Source organism: Rivibacter subsaxonicus, assembly GCF_004217215.1.
Taxonomy (GTDB): domain Bacteria; phylum Pseudomonadota; class Gammaproteobacteria; order Burkholderiales; family Burkholderiaceae_C; genus Rivibacter; species Rivibacter subsaxonicus.
In genome coordinates this window covers 74,514-96,355 of sequence record NZ_SHKP01000004.1, presented here as the reverse complement: position 1 = coordinate 96,355, position 21,842 = coordinate 74,514, and the positions used below count along the sequence as shown (strand labels likewise).

Sequence of the window (21,842 nt, the reverse complement as noted above, 5' to 3'; positions counted from 1 at the left end):
AAGGCACCGCGCAGGGAGCGGCGCGAGGGTTCGTGATCCGGACCGGAGATTCTAGGGACCGGCAGTCGTCCGTCAGAACTCGATCTCGAGCTGGGTCCGCAGCGTGGTCCGCGGCGCCGCGCCGCCGGTGCCGAACAGCAGGCCCAGCTCCCAGCGCATTTCCGTTCCGGCGGCCTCGAGCTTGCCGAACAGCGCCGGCCCCAGCACATGCGACTGCTTCGAGCGCGGCGACCAATCGTCCCAGGGGCCGAAATGATCGAAGCCCTGGAGTCCGACATCGAGCGCCTCGCCGCCACGCCGCGTGCGCAGTTGCCACTGCAGTTGCAGTTCGGTCGGCTCCGGCTCGTCGGCGCGCCAGCTGCGTTCGAACAGCGCGTTGAAGTTGAACTGCAGCGGCATGCCCGCCAGCGTCGCCTCGGTCTGGAACAGTGGCCCGAAGTTCAGCTCCCAGCCCTCGGCATGCTCGCGCGGGCGTTCGATCTCGAGCAGGAAGCCGAGCTCGAAGGCATAGCGCCCGGTCGGCGTGAACTGGAAACGGTTCTCCCATTCCCAGGCGTCGTAGCCGGCGCTCTCGCCCACGTTGCGGCGCCACTTGGCGGTGAGTTCGGCGGCCCACCAGGACGTGAGGCCGTAGCTCATGCCGACCGAGGCGCCCCAGGCGCTGTGCCCCTCGCGGTCGCGCGAGATGCCGGCCTTGTTGTCCATCTCGAGCTCGCCCTGCTCGACGATCGGGCTGAAGACGTAGGCCTCCGGCTGCATCTCGGCCGCCGCGGCCAGGCTGGTGGCCACGAGCACGGCCGCCAGCAGCGGCCGCAGGCGATCTGCGCTCGTGTGGCGCATCGGATCAGCCCCGTCCGGCGCCCGGCCGGCGCCACGCCAGCCCGGCGACCAGCGCCAGCGCCAGCAGGATCAGCGGCCACAGGCCGAAGCGGCCGGCCCACCAGGCAAAGGGCGTGATGCCCTCGCGCCCCTCGACCGTGCCCTCGAGCACGCCGCGGGTGTGCGGCTGCAACCAGTGGCGAAGCTTGCCGCGATGGTCGATGACCACCGTGGCGCCGGTGTTGGTGGCCCGGATCATCGGCCGCTGCAGTTCGAGCGTGCGCAGGCGCGAGATCTGCAAATGCTGGTCGACCGCCACCGACTCGCCGAACCAGGCGATGTTGCTGATGTTGGCCAGGATCGTCGGCGCGTCGCCCTGCGGGCCGTAGCGGGCCGCGAGTTCCTCGCCGAACAGGTCTTCGTAGCAAATGTTGGGGCCGACCCGCTCGTTGCCGCCGTCGCGTCGCGGGACCTCGAAACTGGGCGCCACCAGCGGGCCGCGGTCGAAGTCGCCGAGCGGGATGTGCATCATCTCGGTGAACCAGCGAAAACCGAGCGGAATGAACTCGCCGAAGGGCACCAGGTGCTGCTTGTCGTAGCGGAAGAAGCCTTCCGGCAGCGCGCGCGCGGCCGCTGAGAAGCCGACCGCCGAGTTGGTGTAGCCGAGGCTGCCGTCGGCGCGCTTGCGCGTCAACGGCACGCCGACCAGCGACGCGCCGCGACCGGGCGCGGACAGCTCGTCGCGCAGCTGCTCCCAGTAGCCCTCGGGCAGCTGCTCGGGCAGCAGCGGGATCGCGGTCTCGGGCGCAATGCGCAGATCGGCCCTCGAGTCGAGCAGCGCGCGCGTGGTCCAGGCCAGCGTCTCGGGCTGGAGCGCGGTCTCGAACTTCTCGTTCTGCGGCACGTTGCCCTGGATCAGCGCCACCTCGAGCCGGCCGCTGGCGCGGCTGAACTCGGCCGGCACCAGCGGCGGCACCGCCAGCAGCGCCAACGACAGTGCCGCCAGGCCGGCCCGGCCGGACAGCCCCAGCCCGCGCTCGTCGAGCGACGCAGCCAGCAGCGCCGCCGCCAGCGCCCCGACGGCGCCGATGCCGTAGACGCCGAGCCACGGCGCCAGCGCCGCGAGCGGCCCGTCGGTATGCGCGTAGCCGGCCGCGAGCCAAGGGAATCCTGTGAAGAGGATGCCGCGTGCCAGTTCGGCCAGCAGCCACAGCGCCGCGAAGAGCAGGGCGCCGACGAACGGCGAACGGCCGCGCCGCAACGCGACCCAGGCCGCGCCAGCGACGGCCAGGTAGATCGACAGGAAGGCGCACAGCGCCACCACCGCCAGCACCGCCATCCAGGCCGGCAACCCGCCGTAGCGGTGCAGGCTGATGAACAGCCACCAGACGCCGGCGCAGAGCCAGCCGAGCGAGAACACGAAGCCGAGTGCGGCGCCGTGCCAGCGGCCGGTGGCACGCCTGAGCAGCATCACGAGGCCGACGACACAGGCGATCTGCAGCCACCAGGCGTCGCGCGGCGCGAAGGCGAACGTATGCAGCGCACCCAGCGCCAGCGCGGCGGCGAGCATCAAAAGCGTCGCGGCAGTGCTCCGCCGCGGCTCCATGACCGGCATCAGATGCCGTCGCCGCTGCCGGCGTAGGTGGGCGTGGCGTCGCCCGCCGCCGCCCGCGTGACCTTGAACCAGCGCACCGCGCCACCGCGCGCCAGCATCACCTGGAAGCGCAGGCCGCCGATCTCGAAGCTCTCGCCGCGGCGCGGCACCTGGCCGATCTCGTGCGCGACCAGGCCACCGATGGTCTCGAAGTCCTCTTCCGGCAGTTGGGTACCGAAGACCTCGTTGACCTCGGCGATCGCGGCGTCGCCGGCCACGCGCTGGCTGCCGTCGGCCAGGGTGAAGACGCCGGAGTCGTGGTCCTTGTCGTCGAACTCGTCCTCGATCTCGCCGACGATCTCTTCGAGCACGTCCTCGATGGTCAGCAGCCCGGCGGTGGCGCCGAACTCGTCGATCACGATCGCCAGGTGGTTGCGATTGGAGCGGAAGTCGCGCAGAAGCTCGTTGAGACCCTTGGTCTCGGGCACGAACACCGCCGGGCGCAACAGCGCGCGCAGGTTCAGCTCTGGCGCGCGCTGCAGCTTGAGCAGGTCCTTGGCGAGCAGGATGCCGATGATGTTGTCGCGCTCGTCGGCGTAGACCGGAAAACGCGAGTGGCCGGTGTCGATCACCAGCGCCAGCAGCTCGTCGTAGGGCGCGTCGATGTCGAGCAGGTCCATGCGCGGCGCGGCGACCATCACATCGCCCGCCGTCATGTCGGCCATGCGGATCACGCGCTCGAGCATCTGGCGCGACTCGGGCTCGATCAGCTCGCGCTGCTCGGCCTCGGCCAGCGACTCGATCAACTCTGCCTTGGAGTCAGGCCCTGGCGACAGGAACTCGACGATGCGCTCGAACAGCGTGCGGCGGTCCTCATGGGGAGCCGGCCGTTCGCCTTGGCGGGACGAGCGGGCAGAAGCGGGTTCGGACACGAGCGGTGCCGGGAGTCGGGGGGAGCCGAGAATACCGCAGGCCCCGCCGGCGGCGCTCGTGGCCCCGCAAGGCGCCCGCCCGGAACGGCCCTCTATTCACCCTGCCGGCCTGATGCTTGCTTGACAGTCGCCGGCCCTTGAAGGACAGTCCCGCGCCCTCATATTCAGGCGCTTGTCCTTGGTGCCATTCCAGCGAGTTCCCATGTCCCAGACCCTCATTCCCGCGACCATCCTCACCGGCTTCCTGGGCTCGGGCAAGACCACCCTGCTCAAGCGCATCCTGCACGAGGCGCATGGCCAGAAGATCGCCGTCATCGAGAACGAGTTCGGCGAGGAGAACATCGACAACGACATCCTGGTCGAGGAGAGCAAGGAGCAGATCGTGCAGATGAGCAATGGCTGCATCTGCTGCACGATCCGCGAGGACCTGCGCGCCACGCTGAGTGACCTGGCCGCGAAGAAGCGCAAGGGCGAGCTGGACTTCGACCGCATCGTCATCGAGACCACCGGCCTGGCCGACCCCGGCCCGGTGGCGCAGACCTTCTTCATGGACGACGAGATCGCCGAGAGCTACCTGCTCGACTCGATCCTGACCCTGGTCGACGCCAAGCATGCCGACACCCAGCTCGACGAGCGCCAGGAGGCGCGGCGCCAGGTCGGTTTCGCCGATCGCATGTTCCTGTCCAAGACGGACCTGACCCCGGCGGCCGAGGTCGACGCGCTGATCCACCGCCTCAAGCACATGAATCCGCGCGCGCCGATCGAGAAGGCGCACTTCGGCGAGGTCGCGATCAAGGACGTGCTCGACCTCAAGGGCTTCAATCTCAATGCCAAGCTGGAGATCGACCCCGAGTTCCTGTCGGCCGACGAGCACGATCACGATCATCACCACGGCCATGACCACGATCACGATCACGAGCATGACGAGCACTGCGACCACCCGCACCACCATGCCCATGACGACGACGTCAAGAGCTTCGTGTTCCGCAGCGATCGGGCGTTCAACCCGGCCAAGCTGGAGGACTTCCTCGGCGCGATGGTCAATATCTATGGCCCGCGCATGCTGCGCTACAAGGGCGTGCTGCAGGTCACGGGTTTCGACCGCAAGGTGATCTTCCAGGGCGTGCACCAGCTCATGGGCAGCGACGTCGGCCCCAAGTGGGCCGAGGGCGAGGCGCGGACCAGCAAGATGGTCTTCATCGGCATCGAGCTGCCGCGGGACATCTTCCTGCAGGGGCTGGAGCAGTGTCTGGTCTGAACATCATCGGGCGCATACCGGGTACGAAAGGGCCCGGTGACGTGGCTACAATCCGCGCGCCACAGAGGGACCCCCATGGCGAAAGGGCCCGGCAGACTCGTTTCGCCTAGGCAGGCCAGCGGGTATAAAGCAAGCGCCACGCGAGGAGACTTCAGCAGTGAGCAAGCACCCGGCCCCAAGCGCCACAAGCGCCAAGGCACACAGCGCCAAGGTAGGCAGCCCGTCCAGGGCCAAGCCCGCCGCCAGCGTCGCAAACAAGCCGGCCACCAAGGCGGCACCGGCCAAATCCGTGTCCCACGCCAAACCAGTATCAGCAAAGAAGCCCGCCGTGACCGCAAAGAAGACGGTGGTCGCGGCAAAGCCGGCAGCCACCAAGAAGCCCGCACCCAAGACTCCGACAAAACCCGTAGTCAAACCAGCCGCCAAGACGGTGGTCGCACCGCCGCCGGCACCCAGGAAACCGGTTGCCGTCGCTCCCGCGCCGGCGGTGCGGACGGCAGCCGTGGCTGCCGTTGCCACCGCCGTGGCAGCACCGCCTCCCATGAAGAAAAGCGCGTCGAAGAAGCATGCCGCCGCTCCGGCGCCCGCGCCCATCAGTTTGCTGGTGCGTGACCTACCCCCGGCAGCCCCGAGCCGACAGATGACCGTTATCGAAGACACCAAGAGCCGCCGCAAGGTGGACCCGAAGCACGCCAACGCGTGGAAGACCAAGGCCGGACGCGAACTCAGCGAAGACGAGTTGTTCGCGATGCCCGACGCCGAGTACATGAACGACAAGCAGCTGGAGTTCTTCCGCGCGATGTTGATGCAGCAGCGCGACGACCTGCTCAACAACGCCGGCGAGACCACCGAGCACCTGCGCGAGGACACCTCGATCGTTCCCGACCCGGCCGACCGCGCCACGATCGAGGAAGAGCACGCTCTCGAGCTGCGCACCCGCGACCGCGAGCGCAAGCTGCTCAAGAAGATCTCGCAGTCGATCGGCCGCATCGACGCCGGCGACTATGGCTACTGCGACGAGACCGGCGAGCCGATCGGCCTGGGCCGCCTGCTGGCGCGGCCGACCGCGACGCTGTCGCTCGAGGCGCAGCAGCGCCGCGAGATGAAGCAGAAGATGTTCGGCGATTGATGGCCCACCCCCGAAGCGCCTTCGGCGCCTGCCGCTCGCGGACCGGCGAAGCCGGATCCGCGACGGCTGCTGGCCGGGTCGGCTGACTTTTTGCGGCCTCTTGCGATGACCGATTCGATCAAGCCCGATCCGAAGGACGACAGCTTCCTGCGCAAGGTCGCGCGATTCGTCGCCAACCCGACGACGGACTGGGCCGAGCTCAACACCCGCATCGCCGAGGATGACCCGGCGCAGAGCGGCTACGCCAAGAGCGAGCTCAAGGCGATGATCGAGCGCAAGCGGCGCAACGACTTCGTGCGCAAGCGCGAGTTCGACATGCTGCGCAAGATCCGCCGCGAAGGCCTGCCGGTCGACGGCCTGTCGGGCCTGGCCGGCAGTTCCAACCTCGACGACTCCGACCCGCCGCGCCAGGCCGAGACCGCGCGCGCCGACGCCGCGGTGAAGGCCAAGATCGACGAGATCGAGGCCCAGATCGAGGGCGAGAACGCCGCCGCGCGACGCGCCCCGCCGGCCCAGCCAGCGAGCTTCTACACGGTGCCGACCGTCTCGTCCTCGCTCGACGAGGCGCCGGCGATGAACCTGCCCTTCGCGGCCGGCTCGGCAGCCGATGCCGACGCCAATGGTCCCGCCGCCGCCAACGCGCCGGAAGCCGCCGATGCGGTGCCGACCGCGCGCGGCTCGATCGACTGGACGCCTCCGACCGCGCCGACCCCGCTGTCGCCGACCGAGGCCGTGACCAGCGAACTCGGCCGCTTCGTGCAGCAGGCGCAGCCCCCTGCCGCGGCGCCACCGCAGCCGGCACCACGGCCGGGCGCGACGGGAGCCGGCACGGCCTTCACCAATCCGTTTGCCGTCGAAGTCCACGAGCTGGCCTACGACCCCGAGCTCGACGAGGCGGTGATCTCTTTCGCCAACGCCGACTTCGAGAACTGCGAGCATTCGATCACCGGCCTGATCGGCGCCGGCGGCGCACGCGCGCAGCATGCCGAGACCTGGCTGGTGCTGTTCGACCTCTACCGCGCCACCGGCCAGCAACTGCCCTTCGAGAGCCTGGCGCTCGACTACGCGCAGGCTTTCGGCTGGTCGGCGCCGCAGTGGTTCTCGATCCCGGCGCTGGTGGCGGCCGATGCGGCGGTGGCGGCGAGTCGCCAGCAGCCGTCTGCGGCGCGCATCGAGGGTCACGTCGGCTGGGTTGCCCCGGAGATGCTCGAAACCGAGGCCGTCGGCCGCCTGCGCGCGCAGGCGCTGCAGATGCCGATGCCGTGGGTCTTCGACTGGGCACCGCTGGAGGCCGTCGAGGCCGAAGCCTGCGCCCACCTGACCGAACTGCTGCGCCACTGGAGCACGCAACCGCTGTCGATGCGCTGGATCGGCGCCGAGCGGCTGCTGGCGCTGCTGGCCGAGATCGCGCCGACCGGCGAAAAGGATGCCGATCCGGCCTACTGGATGCTGCGCATGGAGGTGCTGCGCCACATCAACCGGCCCGACCAGTTCGACGAGGTCGCGATCGACTACTGCGTGACCTACGAGGTCTCGCCACCGTCGTGGGAGCCGAGCAAGTGCACCGTCAAGCTGGCCGACCATTCGGGCGTGACGATCGCGCCGAAGTCGGCGGTCGCCGATGTCTCGACCGGCTTCGTCGAGTCGCAGATCTTCGAGGAGGCGACCACCGGCGAGAAGACCGCCGCGGTCGAGCTCTCGGGCCAGTTGACCGGCGACATCGGCGCGGTGCTCAAGCGCCTCGAGTCGACGGTCGGCGACGCGACGGTGATCAGCATCAACTGCCAGCGCCTGATCCGCATGGACTTCATCGCCGCCGGCGACCTGCTGAACTGGGTGCTCGCGCGCCGCACCGAGGAGCGGCTGGTCCACTTCGAGGACGCGCACCGGCTGCTCGCGCTGTTCTTCAACGCGATGGGCATCAACGAGCACGCGCGGGTGAAGGTCAGGAATATCTAGACCGGTTCGCGACGGCGGTTGATCTGGCCGCCGCCGGCCTTATCTTCGGAGGATGGATGCATCCTCCTCTTCGTCCCCGCCCTCGTTCCACGGCACCACGATCGTCAGCGTGCGGCGGCAGACGCCGCAGGGCTGGCAGGTCGCCATCGGCGGCGATGGCCAGGTCACGCTCGGCAACATCGTCGTCAAGGCCAGCGCGCGCAAGGTGCGCAAGCTGCATCACGACCAGGTGCTGGCCGGCTTTGCCGGCGCCACCGCCGATGCCTTCACGCTCTTCGAGCGCTTCGAGGCCAAGCTCGAGAAGCACCAGGGGCACCTGGTGCGCGCCGCGGTCGAACTCACCAAGGACTGGCGCACCGACCGCGTGCTGCGCCGGCTCGAGGCGATGCTGGCGGTGGCCGACCGCACGGCCAGCCTGATCATCACCGGCAACGGCGACGTGCTCGAACCCGAGTACGGCATCGTCGCGATCGGCTCGGGCGGCGCCTACGCGCAGGCGGCGGCGCGCGCGCTGCTCGAGCACACGCCGCTCGCCGCACCGGAGATCGTCAAGCGCTCGCTCGAGATTGCCGGCGACCTCTGCATCTACACCAACCAGCACCACACGATCGAGGTGCTCGAACCGCAACCGACATGAACCCCCACGCTCACTTCGTTCACTGCCCCCCGAGGGGGCGCAACGCCCTTGGGGCGGCCCGGCGGGCACTGGCATGAGCAGCATGACCCCCCAGGAGATCGTCTCCGAACTCGACCGCCACATCGTCGGCCAGAACGATGCCAAGCGCGCGGTTGCCATCGCGATGCGCAACCGCTGGCGCCGCCAGCAGGTGGACGAGAAGTTGCGAGGCGAGATCACGCCGAAGAACATCCTGATGATCGGCCCGACCGGGGTCGGCAAGACCGAGATCGCGCGCCGCCTGGCCAAGCTGGCCGACGCGCCCTTCATCAAGGTCGAGGCGACCAAGTTCACCGAGGTCGGCTATGTCGGCAAGGATGTAGACACCATCATCCGCGACCTGGTCGACGCCGCTGTCAAGCAGACCCGCGAGGCCGCCGTGCGGGCCCAGCGCGCGCGCGCCGAGGACGCCGCCGAGGAGCGCCTGCTCGACGTGCTGGTACCGCCGCCACGCGGCAGCGCGGCGGGCGGCAGCGAGTTCGGCTTTCATGCCGCCGCGTTGCCTGCCGCCGCGCCAGCCGCTCCCGAGAACACCGCGCGCCAGGTGATGCGCAAGCGCCTGCGCGAGGGCACGCTCGACGACAAGGACATCGAGATCGAGCTCGCAGAACCCAAGGCCGCGCTCGACATCGTCAGCCCGCCCGGCATGGAGGAGATGGCCGAGCAGTTGAAGGGCCTGTTCGCCAATGCCGGCATGCAGCGGCGCAAGACCCGCAAGCTGAAGATCGCCGAGGCGCTGAAGCTGCTGGTCGACGAAGAGGCCGCCAAGCTGGTCAACGAGGACGAGATCCGCAGCGCCGCGCTGCACAACACTGAGCAGAACGGCATCGTCTTCATCGACGAGATCGACAAGGTGGCTTCGCGCCAGGAGCATGGCGGCGCCGAGGTCAGCCGCCAGGGCGTGCAGCGCGACCTGCTGCCGCTGGTCGAAGGCACCACGGTCAGCACCAAGTACGGAGCGGTCAAGACCGACCATATCCTCTTCATCGCCTCGGGCGCCTTCCACCTGGCCAAGCCGAGCGACCTGATCCCGGAACTGCAGGGGCGCTTTCCGATCCGCGTCGAGTTGAGCTCGCTCAGCGTCGACGATTTCGAGGCGATCCTCACCAGCACGCACGCCAGCCTCGTCAAGCAGTACCAGGCGCTGCTGGCGACCGAGGGCGTGACGCTCGACTTCCAGCCCGCCGCGATCCGGCGACTGGCACAGATCGCCTTCGACGTCAACGAGCGCACCGAGAACATCGGCGCACGCCGCTTGTCGACGGTGCTCGAGCGTCTGCTCGACGAAGTGAGCTTCGACGCGCCCAGGCTTGAGGGGCGCACGGTGGCGATCGATGCCGCCTACGTCGACGGCAAGCTGGCGGCGCTGGCGCGCGACGAGGACCTGTCGCGCTTCATCCTCTAGCGGTCGCCGTCGCCGCTCAGGCGGCGACGGTCTCGTCGGTGACGATCTCGGCCCGCATCGAGTGCGGCATCGCCTGCGTGAGAAGCACGTCGATCATCTGGCCGCGCAGCCGGGCCGCGTTGGGACCGCCGGGGAAGTTGACGATGCGGTTGCACTCGGTGCGGCCCATCAGCTCGCTGGCGTCCTTGCGGCTCGGGCCTTCGACCAGGATGCGCTGCACGCTGCCGACCATGGCTTGCGAGATGCGCTGCGCGTTGGCCTCGATCACCGCCTGCAAGTGCTGCAGCCGCTTGAGCTTGAGCTCCGACGGCGTGTCGTCGTGCAGCGCCGCGGCCGGCGTGCCGGGACGGGCGCTGAACACGAAGCTGAAGCTGCTGTCGAAGCCGATGTCCTCGACCAGCTTCATCAGCTTGCCGAAGTCCTCGTCGGTCTCGCCCGGGAAGCCGACGATGAAGTCGCTGCCGATGCGGATGTCGGGCCGCACCGCGCGCAGCTTGCGGACGATGCTCTTGAACTCGAGCACGGTGTAGCCGCGCTTCATCGCGCTGAGGATGCGGTCGCTGCCGTGTTGCACCGGCAGGTGCAGGTGATTCACCAGCTTGGGCGTGCGCGCGTAGACGTCGATCAGGCGCTGCGTGAACTCCTTCGGGTGGCTGGTGGTGTAGCGGATGCGCTCGATGCCGGGGATCTCGGCCACCACCTCGAGCAGCAGCGCAAAGTCGGCGATGTCCGCGGTGGATCCCATCGCGCCGCGGTAGGCGTTGACGTTCTGGCCCAGCAGCGTCACTTCCTTGACGCCCTGCTCGGCCAGGCCCGCCACCTCGACCAGCACGTCGTCGAAGGGGCGGCTCACCTCCTCGCCGCGGGTGTAGGGCACCACGCAGTAGCTGCAGTACTTGGAGCAGCCCTCCATGATCGAGACGAAGGCCGAGGCGCCGTCGACCTTGGCGGGCGGCAGGTGGTCGAACTTCTCGATCTCCGGAAAGCTGATGTCGACCTGCGGCCGGTCCTGTGCGCTGCGCTGGCTCAGCAGTTGCGGCAGACGGTGCAGGGTCTGCGGGCCGAACACCACATCGACGTAGGGCGCGCGCTCGATGATCGCCGCACCCTCCTGGCTCGCGACGCAGCCGCCGACGCCGATCCTGACGCCCTTGGCCTTGAGGTGCTTGACGCGACCGAGGTCGGAGAACACCTTCTCCTGCGCCTTCTCGCGCACCGAGCAGGTGTTGAACAGGATCAGGTCGGCCTGCTCGACGTCGCTGGTCGGCTCGTAGCCCTCGGCGGCGCGCAGCACGTCGACCATCTTGTCGGAGTCGTACTCGTTCATCTGGCAACCGAAGGTCTTGATGAAGACCTTCTTGCCGGAGCCCGCCGACAGTGTCGGCTCGGCCGCGCCGATGGCGGCCCGCTTGCCCGACAACCTCATCTGCTCGTTCATGGCTTGCTCCAGGTCTGCGCCACCGGATCAAAGCTAAGCTTGGCCGCTTCCTGTGCCGTCTTCGGCCATGGCTTGACGATCTCGTCGTCGCGCAGCACCCAGAGCTGGCTGACGAGGCCGTAGGTGTCGACGGTGTAGTGGCCGATGAACTTCAGGCCCTCGATCGCGCCGGTCACCAGCAGCAGGTTGTCCTGGCCACGGATGCGCACACCGGGCGCCATGCGTGCCGGCTCGCCGTTGACCAGCAGGTCGTTGGTGCTCTGGACGACGATCTCGCCACGCAGCGCGTTGTACGGGAAGCTGCGGCTGACCTGGGGCTGGGCGCCGGCGCCGGCGGCCAGCGTCAGGGCGGCCATCGCGGCCGACAGTTGCAGAAGAACGGAGCGACGCCCGAGGCGATCACAGCGGTTCATGGTGTAGATCCAGAGGCTGTTGAACAGCCGCCATTATCGACCGCGGTCGTGGTGCGCGGGCTCTACAGCTTGCCTCTGCAGCCCGGCACACCACAGCGGCAGGCCAGCCGGCCGGCGTGGTGCGACTCACCGTAGTGCGCCGTCAGCTCCTCGTCGGCCTCGATGTCGCGCAGCGCATAGAACTCGACCCGGCCCTGCTGGAGGCGCAGCACGGCGTTCGGACGGCAGCTGTGGTTGATGAAGCGCAGCGGGCTGTCGCTGGCCGAGGCGTCGATCGCGCGCTTGCCGGACACCTCGACGACCATGATCCGCACCAGACCGCGCACGCGCCGGCGCGCCTCCTGCACCGAGATCGCCTCGCCGCGGATCTCGCCGATCTTGCGTCGCGCCGGGATCGGCTCGGCGGCAAAGGCGCCCTGGCCGTCGATGCGGCTGGTGCGCACCTCGACCGCGAACTTCTGCGGGCCGGACCGGGGCGCCGGAGTGGACGCTGGCGGCGGCGGCAGTGTGTAGAGATAAGGCACGCCGGGCTCCGGGTTCAGGTCCAGCGCGGATCGGCGGTCAGGCAGATCGAGAGCCAGGCCTCGTCGATCGGCCGGTCGGCGGCGGCCCAGATGCGGGCGCGCAACTGATCCTGCTGCTCGATGCGCTGGAGCTGGAAGGCAGGGCCGACCAGCAGGTTGAGTTCGATGAAGTGGATGCGGCCGATCTTCACGATGTGGCTGCTGTGGCTGACGATGTCGTGCTCGGCCTTGATCCTGCGCATCTCGTCCTCGACGCGGCCGACCAGCACCTCGTCGGTGCTGGTCATCATCAGCACCTCGCGCAGGTTGTGATTGAGGATCTTGACCGGCACCGGCACCGGCAGGAACAGCAGCGACATCACCGCCACCATCGCGCTGTCGGCGTACTGCAGCCAGACGCCGCGCCAGGGTTCGGGCAGCACGTAGACCAGCGCAAAGCCAAGCGTCGTCGCGGCGCTGAACGCCAAGCTGATCATCCACTCGCGCGCATCGTTGCGCAGCAGCTGCGAGTCGACCCGACGCGCCATCGTCGCCTCGTAGGCCCAGGCGCAGCCGGCCACGGCCGAGTTGGCGATGTTGTACAGAATGATGTTGCGCGGATCGACCGCGTTGCCGCCGGTGCGGATGCCCTCGATGCCGTTGAAGAAGCCGTAGACGCAGATCACCAGCAGCATCAGCGCGTTCACGCTGTTGACCAGCGGCTCGATGTGGGCGTAGCCATACTGAAACTGGCGGTCCGCGGGCCGCGCGACCAGCTTGGCGGCCAGCAGGTACAGGCCCGATCCGAGCAGGCTGACCAGCGAGAAGACGCCGTCGAGGATGATGACGTCCGAGCGCAACCAGAGCCCGACGCCGAGGCTGGCGACCGCCAGGAACAGCATCACGTAGAGCGAGACGGTGAGCGTGCGCTGCTCGAGCCGAGCCGCTCTGTTCCTTGGTGAGCTTCTTGTACATGGACGCGGCCGTGCGGGAAGGTCGGCCGATTGTGGGCCGGCAGCCGGCGCGGCGCCCAAACGAAAACGGCCCCGCAAATGCGGAGCCGTCGGATTTGGTGGCGCTTCAGGGACTCGAACCCCGGACCTGTGGATTATGATTCCATCGCTCTAACCAACTGAGCTAAAGCGCCTGAGCCGCAGATTATAACGCGGTCGCGGCGACCCGGAAAGATGGTCCGCCGGGGCCGGCCTCAGGAGCCTGCAATGGGTGTGTGGCATAGCGATCTGGCCGATGGCATCCGCAAGCACGGCTTTCGCAAGTGGTACGAGCGCGAGCTGATCGCCAGCCACGCGCACCTGGTGCTCACCTTCTTCTGCACGATCGGCCTGTTCGCGGCCTTCGAGGTCTTCGACCGCCAGTCGCCGGCGTTCGACCAGCTCAGCAACGTGGCAGCGGTGCTGCTGTGCGCCGTGATCGGCATCTGGGCCCTGCGGCGCTACCTGTACCTGCTGACCCATGCCGAAGCCACCGCCAACCAGGCGGTCTGCCCGGTGTGCAAGACCTATGCGCGCTTCGACGTGGCCGCCGAACAGAACCCGCGCAACGCCGGCGTCCTGAACGTGCGTTGCCGCAAGTGCACCCATCGCTGGCCGATCGAGGGCTAGGCCGAGCGCCGGCCCGCCCCAAGCCGGCCTGCGCCCCCTCGGGGGGGGCAGCGAATGCAGGGAGCGTGGGGGCTGTCAGCTTTTCAGACCAGCTTGCCGATCAGCATCGCGACAAAGCTCAGCAGCACGGTGGTCGCCAGCGGCAGCCAGATCCTGCGCTCGCCGATGCGGAACTCGAAGTCGCCCGGCAGCCGGCCCAGCCCCAGCCTGGCGAGCCACGGGCGCAGCAGTCCGCTGAAGACCAGCAGCGTCAGCACGATGATCAGCAGCCAGCGCAGCATGTGCTTCCTTGCTCAGAGCGTGTGGCTGCGGTCGCCGGCGGCAAAGCCGATCGCATCGAAGGGCGTGGTCGCGAAGCCGAGCACCTTGAACAACTCGCCCATCTCGTGTTCGTTGATCAGCTTCTGGGCGTTGGCACGCTCGCGCAGCGAGGCATCCTGCAACTCGCCGACCAGCCCGCAATTGATGAGGAAGTGCGCCTGGCTGGTGTAGCCCAGCACCTCGAGGCCGGCATCCTGGCCGGCCAGCGCGATGGCCGTGAAGTCGACATGCGCCGTGATGTCCTTCTCGCCGACCTCGAGCAGCGGCTCGGCATCGGCCTGGTGCGCGCGGTGGCACATCAGCGTGCCGCCGGTGCGCTGCGGGTGGAAGAACTCGGCCTGCGGAAAGCCGTAGTCGATGAAGAAGGCGGCGCCGCGCCGCAGCGTGACGGCCAGCGTCGCGACGAAGGCTGCCGCCTGGCGACCGAGTTCGATCGTCGTACCCGGCACGAAACCCGCCTCGACCGGCGGCCGCAGTAGCGTCGGCCGGTCGGCGAACACAAATCGGTCGGCCACGCCGAGCGCCACGCCGCGTTCGAACCAGTGCGCGCCGTCCCAGTGCAGCAGCGCCACCGGCATCGCGTCGAGCACCTCGTTGCCGACCACCACCGCGCGCAGGCCGTCGTCCGGGAGCCGATCGACCCACGCCACGCGTTCGGCCAGTTGCGGCAGCGCGGAACGCAGCGTCTGCCGCTGGCGCTCGCGCAGCGTGCCCGAGAGATCGACGATCACGTAGCGCCGCACGCGCTCGCCGAGCGCGCCAAGCAGCTGCGCGGCCAGCGCGCCGGAGCCGGCGCCGAACTCCCAGACCTCGTCGGTGCCGGTGGCGTCCATCGCCTGCGCGACCTGGCGCGCCAGCGCGCGGCCGAACAAGGGGCTGAGTTCGGGCGCGGTGACGAAGTCGCTGCCACTGGCGGGCAGCTGGCCGAACTGGCGATCGCCGCGCGCGTAGTAGCCGAGGCCCGGTGCGTACAGCGCCAGTTCCATGAAGCGCTCGAAGCCGAGCCAGCCGCCGCCGGCCGTGATCTCGGCCGCGATCCGCCGCGCCAGCGCCGAGGCCCCAAGGGTGCGTCCCCCAGGGGCGCTGGCTACACTCGTCTGCTCCCGATCCATCGACCCGATTCTAGGTAGCGCGCGTGCCCCCACTTCCTGCTTCGAACGCATCGTCGGCGCGTCCGGTGGCCCTGGTCACTGGCGGCGCGCGGCGCATCGGTCGCTCGATCGCGCTCGAGCTGGCCGCGCATGGACACGACATCGCTCTGCACCATCGCGGCCCGGCCACCGAGCCAGACCTGCAGCACACGCTGGAGGCAATCCGCCGCGTCGGCGTGCGCGCCGAGCCGCTGCAGGCCGAGTTGGCCGACGAGGCGCAGTGCAGCGCGCTGGTCCCTGCCGCGGTGGCACGCTTCGGGCGGCTCGACGCGGTGGTCAACAACGCGGCCCGCTTCGAGGACGACTCGGTCTTCGACTTCGGCTTTGCCGAGATGGAGGCGCACTGGCGCGCCAACACGGCGCCGGCGCTGATCCTCGCGCGCGAGCTGCACGCGCACCTGCTGGCGCGCGGCGCTGGCGCGGCCCAGGGCTGCGTCGTCAACCTGCTCGACCAGAAACTGTGGAACCCGAACCCGGACCACATCAGCTACACGCTGTCCAAGGCCGCGCTCGAGGCCGCGCAGACCCTGCTCGCGCAGGCGCTGGCGCCGCTGGTGCGGGTCTGCGGCGTCGCGCCCGGGGTGACGATGCCCTCGGGGCCGATGGATGCCGCCGAGTTCGAGCTCGCCCATCGGCTGACGCCGCTCGAGCGCTCGTCGACCCCGGCCGACGTGGCGCGCGCGGTGCGCTTCCTGATCGAGTCGCCGGCGATCACCGGCACGACGCTGCTGGTCGACGGTGGCCAGCACCTGCTGAAGCAGCCACGCGATGTGCTGCACATCGTGCGCAGCAAGCAGCCATGAGCCCCGCACGGCCGCCCGAAGGGGCGAATTCCCTCTCGGAGGGACGGCGCGCAGCGCCAAGGGTGCACCAATGAGCGTCTGGACTCTCGACCCGCGCCTGGCCGACTGCCGGCGCCTGTTCCTCGCCGGCTACACGCCCTCGGTGCGCATCGGCATCCACGACTTCGAGCTCGACGCGCCGCAGCGGCTGCGCTTCGACGTCGACCTGTTCGTGCCGCTGGCGCACAGCACGCCGCGCGCCGACCGCATCGACGAGGTGGTCGACTACGATTTCATCCGCAGCGTCATCCAGGCCCGCGTGGCGCGCGGTCATGTGTCGCTGCAGGAAACGCTGTGCGACGAGATCGCCGCCGAGCTGCTGAGCCACCCACAGGTGCGCGCGGTGCGCGTGGCCACCGCCAAGCCCGACGTCTACCCCGACAGCGAGGCCGTCGGCGTCGAGGTCTTCCACATCAAGAGCGAAAGAGCAGCCGGATGAGCGCCGTTCTCACCATTCCCGCCGTCGAAGGCAAGAAGGCCGACAAGCTCGCCTTCGAGGCCAACAAGCTCAGCAAGCGCCTGCACCGCCTGGTCGGCCAGGCGATCGTCGACTTCAACATGATCGAGGCCGGCGACAAGGTCATGGTCTGCCTGTCCGGCGGCAAGGACAGCTACGCGATGCTCGACGTGCTGCTCAACCTGCAGCAGCGGGCGCCGGTCGCCTTCGACCTGGTCGCGGTCAACCTCGACCAGAAGCAGCCCGGCTTTCCCGAGCATGTGCTGCCCGAGTACCTGAGCGCGCGCGGCGTGCCCTTCCACATCGAGAACCAGGACACCTACAGCATCGTCAAGCGCCTGGTGCCCGAGGGCAAGACCACCTGCGGCCTGTGCTCGCGGCTGCGGCGCGGCATCCTCTACCGCGTCGCCGACGAGTTGGGTGCGACCCGCATCGCGCTCGGCCACCATCGCGACGACATGCTGCAGACGCTGTTCCTCAACATGTTCTTCGGCGGCAAGCTGAAGGGCATGCCGCCCAAGCTGGTCAGCGACGACGGCCGCCATGTGGTGATCCGCCCGCTGGCCTACGTGCCGGAGTCCGATCTCGAGGCCTGGGCCGAGCATCGCGGCTTTCCGATCATTCCCTGCAACCTCTGCGGCAGCCAGCAGAACCTGCAGCGGGTCCAGATCGGCCAGATGCTGCGCGAGTGGGAGCGCAAATACCCCGGCCGGCTCGACAACATGGCGCGCGCGATGGGCAACGTGGTGCCATCGCACCTGCAGGACCGGGCGCTCTACCCCTTCGAGACATTGCGCCCGACCGGCGTGGTCGATGCCGGCGGCGATCGCGCCTTCGACGAGGACGACCAAGGCTGCGCCACGCCCGCAGCGCCCGCCACCGTCGCGATGCCGACGCGCTGGCAACAGGCTGCCGACAGCGCCGATTGACGCCGCGCGCGGTCGGCGCAAACTGGCGATCGGGCGTTGGACAACAGACCCGCAGATCGACAGGAGGTGTGCCATGAACCGTCGTTGGATGCTGATTACGTGCGCGGCCGCGGCCGCCGTGCTGGCGGGCTGCAGCAGCGTCTCCTCGCTCGACGTGATGGTCTCGAGCCAGGGTCAGTGGCCGGCCGAGCGCAAGCCGGCGACCTATGCCTTCGAGCGCCTGCCGTCCCAGCAGGCCGATCTCAGCACGCAGGAACTGGCCGAGGCGGCGGCGCGGCCGGCGATCGAGCGGCTCGGCTTCAGGCCGGCGCCGGCGGCCGAGGCCGACGTGCTGGTGCAGGTCGGCACCCGCATCGTCCAGGCCTGGCGCAGCAACCCCAACTGGGGCGCCAGCGCGGCCTGGTATGGCGGCGGCTGGCGCGGCGGGCCCTACTGGGGCCCCGGCTGGGGACCGATGTGGGGTCCGGCCTGGGGCGTCGGCTGGGCCGGGGGGCCGAACGACTGGCCCGACTACATCATCGAGACCGGCGTGCTGATCCGCGAACCCAAAGGCATGGTGCCGATCTACGAAAGCCGCGGTCGCCTCACCAGCCGCAGCGGCAACAGCAGCTTCTTCGCGCCGATGTTCGACGCCTCGCTGCGCGACTTCCCGGGGCCCGCGCTGAGCCCGCGCACGGTGACGGTGATGCTCGCGCCGGGAGCGCCAACGCCCTGATCAGGACGTCGAGGAGGCCAGCGCGCGCAGGTCGGCCTCCCAGCCACGCAACCTGGCGCGGGCGTGCTCGCGCTGGGCCGGCGTCGTCAGGTTGTGCAGCTGGGCCGCGGCGGCGCAGTTGTAGGCGTTGAGCTGCTGCGCGTAGCGGCCGTAGATCTCGTCGGGCGAACGCCGCGCGCGCTGCCAGTAGCCGCGCAGCGCGGCCAGGGCCTCGGCGCGACCCAGACCCGCCGACTGGATCTGCTGCAAGGCCTGGAGCAGGTCGCGCTGGCGGCGCTGGCGCTCGGCCAGCCAGCGCTCGGGGTCGAAGGGCGAGGCGGCGATGATCTGCGCGAAGCGCTCGCGCTGCGCCGCGTCGAGCCGGCCGTAGAGCATCTCGCTGCGTTCAACGGCGCGCTCGAGGTCGGCCTTGGCGCGTGCCTCGGGCCGCGGCTGCATGTACTCCTCGCGGAACTCCTCGTTGGCGCGCGCCTGGCGCTTGCGCAGCGCGTCGAGTTGCTCCGGGCGCAGCAGCAGCGCCACCTCGGCCGCGCCCGGCAGCGCGTGCTCCACCGCCGCGTCCAGGCGCAGCCGGATCTCGTCGGACCAGCGGCAGGCCTGCGCCGTGGTGGCATCGGACATCACGTCGACCGCGGCCCGGTCGAGGATCGCCGCCAGCTGCGGCAGCTCGGTCTTGCGGTGCCAGGCAAACCACTGGCCGAGCGCGTCGCGCACCGGCTGCTTCTGCGTGGAGTCGAAGTCGAGGTACGAGTCGAGCCACCAGTAGGCGATCGTCGGCCCCTGCGAGTAGCCCAGCCGCAGCGCGCTGCAGCCGGTCAGCAGCGACAGCAACAGGGCGACGCCGATAATCGCGGCCCAGCGCGAGCGGGTCCGGGGGACGGACGCCGACGCGCCAGCTTGATGGCGCCCCCAGGACTCGGCTGCGCCGAGCCCGCCCCCCGAGGGGGGCAAGACGCTCGGGAGCGGCCCTTCGCTTACTTGAGAGGACAGTTCCGCAATGCTCGACATCGTGATCATGGCCGCCGGCAAGGGCACCCGCATGAAGTCTTCCCGGCCCAAGGTGCTGCACACGCTGGCCGGCCGACCCCTATTGCAGCACGTGCTGGCAACCGCCGCTTCGCTCGGGGCTCGCAAGCTGATCACGATCACCGGTCATGGCGCCGACGCCGTCGAGCAATCGATGCGCGCTGCCTTCGGCGCCGACGCCGCGCTGGCCTTCGTGCGCCAGGAGCCGCAGCTCGGCACCGGTCACGCGGTGCAGCAGGCGCTGCCGGAACTGGGCGAGACCGGCACCACGCTGATCCTCAACGGCGACGTGCCGCTGATCGAGGCCGCCACCGCGCGCGCGCTGGTCGAGGCCTGCGGCGGCACCCGACTCGCGCTGCTGACGATCGAGCTGCTCGACGCCGGCGGCTACGGCCGCATCGTGCGCGATCCGATGGATGCCACGCGCGTGCTGCGCATCGTCGAGCACAAGGATGCCAGCGAGGAACAGCGCGCGATCGACGAGGTCTACACCGGTGTCATGGCCGCGCCGACCGCCTGGCTGCGGCAGGCGCTGGCGCGACTGAAGAACGACAACGCCCAGCGCGAGTACTACCTGACCGACGTGGTCGGCTTCGCGGTAGCCGACGGCATGCCAGTGGTCGCCGCACAACCGGCCACCGAAACCGAGGTGCTCGGCGTCAACAGCCCGCTTCAGCTGGCCGAGCTCGAGCGTCGCTTCCAGCGGACCCAGGCCGAGACGCTGATGGAGGCCGGCGTGCGACTTGCAGACCCGGCTCGCTTCGATCTGCGCGGCACGCTGCAGACGGGCAGCGACGTCGAGATCGACATCGGCTGCCTGTTCGAGGGCGATGTCTCGCTCGGCGACAACGTGCGCATCGGCGCCCACTGCTGCATCCGCAACGCCAAGATCGAGGCCGATGCGGTGATCCACCCCTTCACCCATATCGACGGCGAGCAACTCGGCGTGGTGGTTGGCGCCGGCGCGCTGGTCGGCCCCTACGCGCGGCTGCGGCCCGGCGCGCAGCTCGGCGCCGGCGTGCACATCGGCAACTTCGTCGAGGTCAAGAACAGCACGCTCGGCGTTGACGCCAAGGCCAACCACCTGGCCTATCTGGGCGACGCCAGCGTCGGCGCCCGCGTGAATATTGGTGCCGGCAGCATCACCGCCAACTACGACGGCGCCAACAAGCACCGCACCGTGATCGGCGACGACGTGCACGTGGGCAGCAACTGCGTGCTGGTGGCGCCGGTCACCCTCGGCGACGGCGCCACCATCGGCGGCGGCAGCACGATCGGCAAGGATGCGCCGGCCGGGCAGCTCACCGTGGCACGCGCGAAGCAGGTGACGCTGCCGGGCTGGCAGCGACCGGTCAAGCAGCCCAAGGCCAGGTAGGCCGCGCTCGGCACGAGGCACCGGCCCGACGTCGGGCATGCGTGGGCATGCCGCGGGCGCTGGCCGCTGGTTTCGTGCGGGCAAAGAAAAACGCCCCCGAGGGGGCGTTCTTTGCGACAGCGCTCGTCTGGGTCGATCAGAAGACGTGCGCGATGCCGATGGCGGCTTCCTGTTGACGAACGAAGAGGTCGTCGCGATCACCATCGCGCTGCGTGAACACGCCGTACATGGTCGTGCGCTTGGACAGCGCGTAGCGGGCCGACAGGCCCCACTTGCTCTGGTCGAGATCGCCACTGACGGGCGAGACCGTCGACGCCGTGTACTGCCCGCGGAACTGCCAGGCGCCAACCGGGACCAGCAGGCCGACGCTGTAGCCTTCGTGGTCGTAGCGCTGGCCGCCGACGAGCGACGGACCCACGTTGGTACCCAGATCGCTCGTGTCCTGGTAGCCGGCGTAGATCGCGGCAAGGCCGAAGTTCCAGTTGCCGCCGACCGTGAAGGTCTTGTTGTACGCGCCGAAGCCGAGGCCCGTGTACTCCTCGTAGGTCGCAGCGACGCTGAACGGACCGGACTTCCAGCCGATCAGGCCGCCTTGCTGGCGAGCGGTCGTGCCCTCGCCGGCAGCAACCAGGCCGGTGACGTAGAAGCCACCGAAGCTCGGCGACGTGTAGGTCACGGCATTGTCGACACGCGAGCCGAAGTTCTGGAACAGCGGCCGGTTGGCGCGGGTGCCGCCGGCAATGGTCGCCACGCTTTCGGCGACCGACAGTTCACCTTCGCCGGTGTCATCGATGAAGTTCACGTCGATGGTGCGGGTCAGGGTGTCCTGGCGACCCAGGCGCAAGTCGCCGAGCGACGACGAACCGAGGGCCACGTAGGCTTGGCGGTTGAAGGTGCGCGCAGCGTCGCCGGCACTACCGCTGTCGACGTTGAAGCCCGACTCCAGCACGAAGTAGGCCTTGAGGCCACTGCCGAGGTCCTCGGTACCGCGCAGGCCCCAGCGCGAGCCGCCGATGCCGTTGACGGAGCCGTCGTTGAGCTTGTAGACGGCTTCGCCGTTCGCTCCACCGGCAACCGAGGCGTTGCTGCCGGGCTTCTGGTAGGTGCCGTTGGCTTCGACGCGACCGTAGAGGGTCACGGACGACTGCGCCGACACAGCGCTGACGCTGGCGAGTGCGGCAAGCGCAATGAGGGTCTTCTTCATGAAATTCATCTCCTGAGTTACAGCGGAGCACACGGGAAGCGGAGCGGATCCGCAACGCAAGGCGCAACTTCCAT

At 69.3% G+C, this 21,842-nt stretch carries 22 protein-coding genes and 1 tRNA gene; 11 read left to right on the top strand and 12 right to left on the bottom strand.

Features of this window, described 5'->3' with window-relative positions:
• Positions 1 to 72: 72 nt before the first annotated feature.
• From EV670_RS00490 to EV670_RS00480, 3 genes are read right to left on the bottom strand one after another with little or no spacing between them, the layout of a single operon-like run.
• Positions 73 to 840, bottom strand: coding sequence for a hypothetical protein (locus tag EV670_RS00490; RefSeq protein ID WP_130429867.1), 768 nt, complete (start codon positions 838 to 840; stop codon positions 73 to 75).
• A gap of 4 nt (positions 841 to 844) precedes the next feature.
• Positions 845 to 2,389 (bottom strand): apolipoprotein N-acyltransferase, encoded by a 1,545-nt coding sequence (gene lnt / locus EV670_RS00485; protein ID WP_242616783.1) that lies wholly within the window; start codon positions 2,387 to 2,389, stop codon positions 845 to 847.
• Positions 2,390 to 2,433: 44 nt separating this feature from the next.
• Positions 2,434 to 3,345, bottom strand: a complete 912-nt coding sequence (locus tag EV670_RS00480; protein WP_130429865.1) for an HlyC/CorC family transporter — start codon at positions 3,343 to 3,345, stop codon at positions 2,434 to 2,436.
• 202 nt (positions 3,346 to 3,547) lie between these two features.
• On the opposite strand from EV670_RS00480, the gene EV670_RS00475 reads away from it, so the two are divergent.
• The 5 genes from EV670_RS00475 (at position 3,548) to hslU (ending at position 9,772) form a co-directional block, all read left to right on the top strand.
• Positions 3,548 to 4,603 carry a CobW family GTP-binding protein gene (locus EV670_RS00475; protein WP_130429864.1) on the top strand — a complete coding sequence of 352 codons (1,056 nt, stop codon included), beginning with the start codon at positions 3,548 to 3,550 and terminating at the stop codon, positions 4,601 to 4,603.
• 157 nt (positions 4,604 to 4,760) lie between these two features.
• Positions 4,761 to 5,732, top strand: a complete 972-nt coding sequence (gene dksA / locus EV670_RS00470; protein WP_130429863.1) for an RNA polymerase-binding protein DksA — start codon at positions 4,761 to 4,763, stop codon at positions 5,730 to 5,732.
• Between the two features lie 105 nt (positions 5,733 to 5,837).
• Positions 5,838 to 7,691 (top strand): hypothetical protein, encoded by a 1,854-nt coding sequence (locus tag EV670_RS00465; RefSeq protein ID WP_130429862.1) that lies wholly within the window; start codon positions 5,838 to 5,840, stop codon positions 7,689 to 7,691.
• 52 nt (positions 7,692 to 7,743) lie between these two features.
• The gene (hslV, locus tag EV670_RS00460) at positions 7,744 to 8,328 is read left to right on the top strand and encodes an ATP-dependent protease subunit HslV (RefSeq protein ID WP_130429861.1); all 585 of its coding nucleotides are present in this window, start codon (positions 7,744 to 7,746) and stop codon (positions 8,326 to 8,328) included.
• Between the two features lie 73 nt (positions 8,329 to 8,401).
• Positions 8,402 to 9,772: an ATP-dependent protease ATPase subunit HslU gene (gene hslU / locus EV670_RS00455; protein ID WP_130429860.1), complete on the top strand. Its 1,371-nt coding sequence runs from the start codon at positions 8,402 to 8,404 to the stop codon at positions 9,770 to 9,772.
• 16 nt (positions 9,773 to 9,788) lie between these two features.
• Here hslU and miaB read toward each other — a convergent pair whose 3' ends face one another.
• From miaB to EV670_RS00430, 5 genes are all read right to left on the bottom strand, one after another.
• A complete protein-coding gene (miaB, locus tag EV670_RS00450) occupies positions 9,789 to 11,198 on the bottom strand; it encodes a tRNA (N6-isopentenyl adenosine(37)-C2)-methylthiotransferase MiaB (protein ID WP_130430863.1) in 1,410 nt (469 codons plus the stop codon).
• 8 nt (positions 11,199 to 11,206) lie between these two features.
• Positions 11,207 to 11,623: a hypothetical protein gene (locus EV670_RS00445; RefSeq protein ID WP_242616782.1), complete on the bottom strand. Its 417-nt coding sequence runs from the start codon at positions 11,621 to 11,623 to the stop codon at positions 11,207 to 11,209.
• 62 nt (positions 11,624 to 11,685) lie between these two features.
• Positions 11,686 to 12,147 (bottom strand): SET domain-containing protein, encoded by a 462-nt coding sequence (locus EV670_RS00440; RefSeq protein WP_242616781.1) that lies wholly within the window; start codon positions 12,145 to 12,147, stop codon positions 11,686 to 11,688.
• 14 nt (positions 12,148 to 12,161) lie between these two features.
• Positions 12,162 to 13,160: a cation diffusion facilitator family transporter gene (locus tag EV670_RS00435; RefSeq protein ID WP_278044403.1), complete on the bottom strand. Its 999-nt coding sequence runs from the start codon at positions 13,158 to 13,160 to the stop codon at positions 12,162 to 12,164.
• A 36-nt stretch (positions 13,161 to 13,196) separates the two neighbouring features.
• Positions 13,197 to 13,273: transfer RNA gene (locus EV670_RS00430), tRNA-Met, on the bottom strand.
• Between the two features lie 73 nt (positions 13,274 to 13,346).
• On the opposite strand from EV670_RS00430, the gene EV670_RS00425 reads away from it, so the two are divergent.
• Entirely contained in the window at positions 13,347 to 13,748 is a 402-nt protein-coding gene (locus EV670_RS00425; RefSeq protein ID WP_130429858.1) for an MJ0042-type zinc finger domain-containing protein, read from the top strand.
• A gap of 83 nt (positions 13,749 to 13,831) precedes the next feature.
• On the opposite strand, the gene EV670_RS00420 is transcribed toward EV670_RS00425, so the two are convergent.
• Together EV670_RS00420 and EV670_RS00415 are read right to left on the bottom strand one after the other, a co-directional pair.
• Positions 13,832 to 14,029, bottom strand: a complete 198-nt coding sequence (locus tag EV670_RS00420; RefSeq protein ID WP_130429857.1) for a DUF2905 domain-containing protein — start codon at positions 14,027 to 14,029, stop codon at positions 13,832 to 13,834.
• A 12-nt stretch (positions 14,030 to 14,041) separates the two neighbouring features.
• Positions 14,042 to 15,181 (bottom strand): class I SAM-dependent methyltransferase, encoded by a 1,140-nt coding sequence (locus tag EV670_RS00415; protein WP_130429856.1) that lies wholly within the window; start codon positions 15,179 to 15,181, stop codon positions 14,042 to 14,044.
• A 65-nt stretch (positions 15,182 to 15,246) separates the two neighbouring features.
• On the opposite strand from EV670_RS00415, the gene EV670_RS00410 reads away from it, so the two are divergent.
• The 4 genes from EV670_RS00410 (at position 15,247) to EV670_RS00395 (ending at position 18,163) form a co-directional block, all read left to right on the top strand.
• The gene (locus EV670_RS00410; protein ID WP_130429855.1) at positions 15,247 to 16,023 is read left to right on the top strand and encodes an SDR family oxidoreductase; all 777 of its coding nucleotides are present in this window, start codon (positions 15,247 to 15,249) and stop codon (positions 16,021 to 16,023) included.
• A gap of 70 nt (positions 16,024 to 16,093) precedes the next feature.
• The gene (locus tag EV670_RS00405) at positions 16,094 to 16,501 is read left to right on the top strand and encodes a dihydroneopterin aldolase (RefSeq protein WP_130429854.1); all 408 of its coding nucleotides are present in this window, start codon (positions 16,094 to 16,096) and stop codon (positions 16,499 to 16,501) included.
• A complete protein-coding gene (ttcA, locus tag EV670_RS00400) occupies positions 16,498 to 17,448 on the top strand; it encodes a tRNA 2-thiocytidine(32) synthetase TtcA (RefSeq protein WP_130429853.1) in 951 nt (316 codons plus the stop codon). The genes EV670_RS00405 and ttcA overlap by 4 nt, the downstream gene beginning before the upstream one ends.
• Before the next feature lie 73 nt (positions 17,449 to 17,521).
• Entirely contained in the window at positions 17,522 to 18,163 is a 642-nt protein-coding gene (locus EV670_RS00395; RefSeq protein WP_130429852.1) for a DUF4136 domain-containing protein, read from the top strand.
• On the opposite strand, the gene EV670_RS00390 is transcribed toward EV670_RS00395, so the two are convergent.
• Positions 18,164 to 18,994 (bottom strand): DUF6279 family lipoprotein, encoded by an 831-nt coding sequence (locus tag EV670_RS00390; protein WP_242616780.1) that lies wholly within the window; start codon positions 18,992 to 18,994, stop codon positions 18,164 to 18,166.
• Between the two features lie 166 nt (positions 18,995 to 19,160).
• Here EV670_RS00390 and glmU point away from each other — a divergent pair, with 166 nt between their 5' ends.
• Positions 19,161 to 20,564, top strand: a complete 1,404-nt coding sequence (gene glmU / locus EV670_RS00385; protein ID WP_130429851.1) for a bifunctional UDP-N-acetylglucosamine diphosphorylase/glucosamine-1-phosphate N-acetyltransferase GlmU — start codon at positions 19,161 to 19,163, stop codon at positions 20,562 to 20,564.
• A 136-nt stretch (positions 20,565 to 20,700) separates the two neighbouring features.
• Here glmU and EV670_RS00380 read toward each other — a convergent pair whose 3' ends face one another.
• Positions 20,701 to 21,768, bottom strand: a complete 1,068-nt coding sequence (locus EV670_RS00380; protein ID WP_165393190.1) for a porin — start codon at positions 21,766 to 21,768, stop codon at positions 20,701 to 20,703.
• Between the last annotated feature and the right edge of the window lie 74 nt (positions 21,769 to 21,842).

Excerpts from the sequence above, each read along its gene's own strand:
- miaB (WP_130430863.1), bottom strand. The coding sequence starts at position 11,198 with ATGAGGTTGTCGGGCAAGCGGGCCGCCATCGGCGCGGCCGAGCCGACA.
- EV670_RS00490 (WP_130429867.1), bottom strand. The coding sequence starts at position 840 with ATGCGCCACACGAGCGCAGATCGCCTGCGGCCGCTGCTGGCGGCCGTG.
- EV670_RS00465 (WP_130429862.1), top strand. The coding sequence starts at position 5,838 with ATGACCGATTCGATCAAGCCCGATCCGAAGGACGACAGCTTCCTGCGC.
- EV670_RS00405 (WP_130429854.1), top strand. The coding sequence starts at position 16,094 with ATGAGCGTCTGGACTCTCGACCCGCGCCTGGCCGACTGCCGGCGCCTG.
- EV670_RS00475 (WP_130429864.1), top strand. The coding sequence starts at position 3,548 with ATGTCCCAGACCCTCATTCCCGCGACCATCCTCACCGGCTTCCTGGGC.
- EV670_RS00415 (WP_130429856.1), bottom strand. The coding sequence starts at position 15,181 with ATGGATCGGGAGCAGACGAGTGTAGCCAGCGCCCCTGGGGGACGCACC.
- ttcA (WP_130429853.1), top strand. The coding sequence starts at position 16,498 with ATGAGCGCCGTTCTCACCATTCCCGCCGTCGAAGGCAAGAAGGCCGAC.
- hslV (WP_130429861.1), top strand. The coding sequence starts at position 7,744 with ATGGATGCATCCTCCTCTTCGTCCCCGCCCTCGTTCCACGGCACCACG.
- hslU (WP_130429860.1), top strand. The coding sequence starts at position 8,402 with ATGAGCAGCATGACCCCCCAGGAGATCGTCTCCGAACTCGACCGCCAC.
- lnt (WP_242616783.1), bottom strand. The coding sequence starts at position 2,389 with ATGCTCGCCGCCGCGCTGGCGCTGGGTGCGCTGCATACGTTCGCCTTC.
- EV670_RS00425 (WP_130429858.1), top strand. The coding sequence starts at position 13,347 with ATGGGTGTGTGGCATAGCGATCTGGCCGATGGCATCCGCAAGCACGGC.
- EV670_RS00395 (WP_130429852.1), top strand. The coding sequence starts at position 17,522 with ATGAACCGTCGTTGGATGCTGATTACGTGCGCGGCCGCGGCCGCCGTG.
- EV670_RS00380 (WP_165393190.1), bottom strand. The coding sequence starts at position 21,768 with ATGAAGAAGACCCTCATTGCGCTTGCCGCACTCGCCAGCGTCAGCGCT.
- EV670_RS00445 (WP_242616782.1), bottom strand. The coding sequence starts at position 11,623 with ATGAACCGCTGTGATCGCCTCGGGCGTCGCTCCGTTCTTCTGCAACTG.
- glmU (WP_130429851.1), top strand. The coding sequence starts at position 19,161 with ATGCTCGACATCGTGATCATGGCCGCCGGCAAGGGCACCCGCATGAAG.
- EV670_RS00420 (WP_130429857.1), bottom strand. The coding sequence starts at position 14,029 with ATGCTGCGCTGGCTGCTGATCATCGTGCTGACGCTGCTGGTCTTCAGC.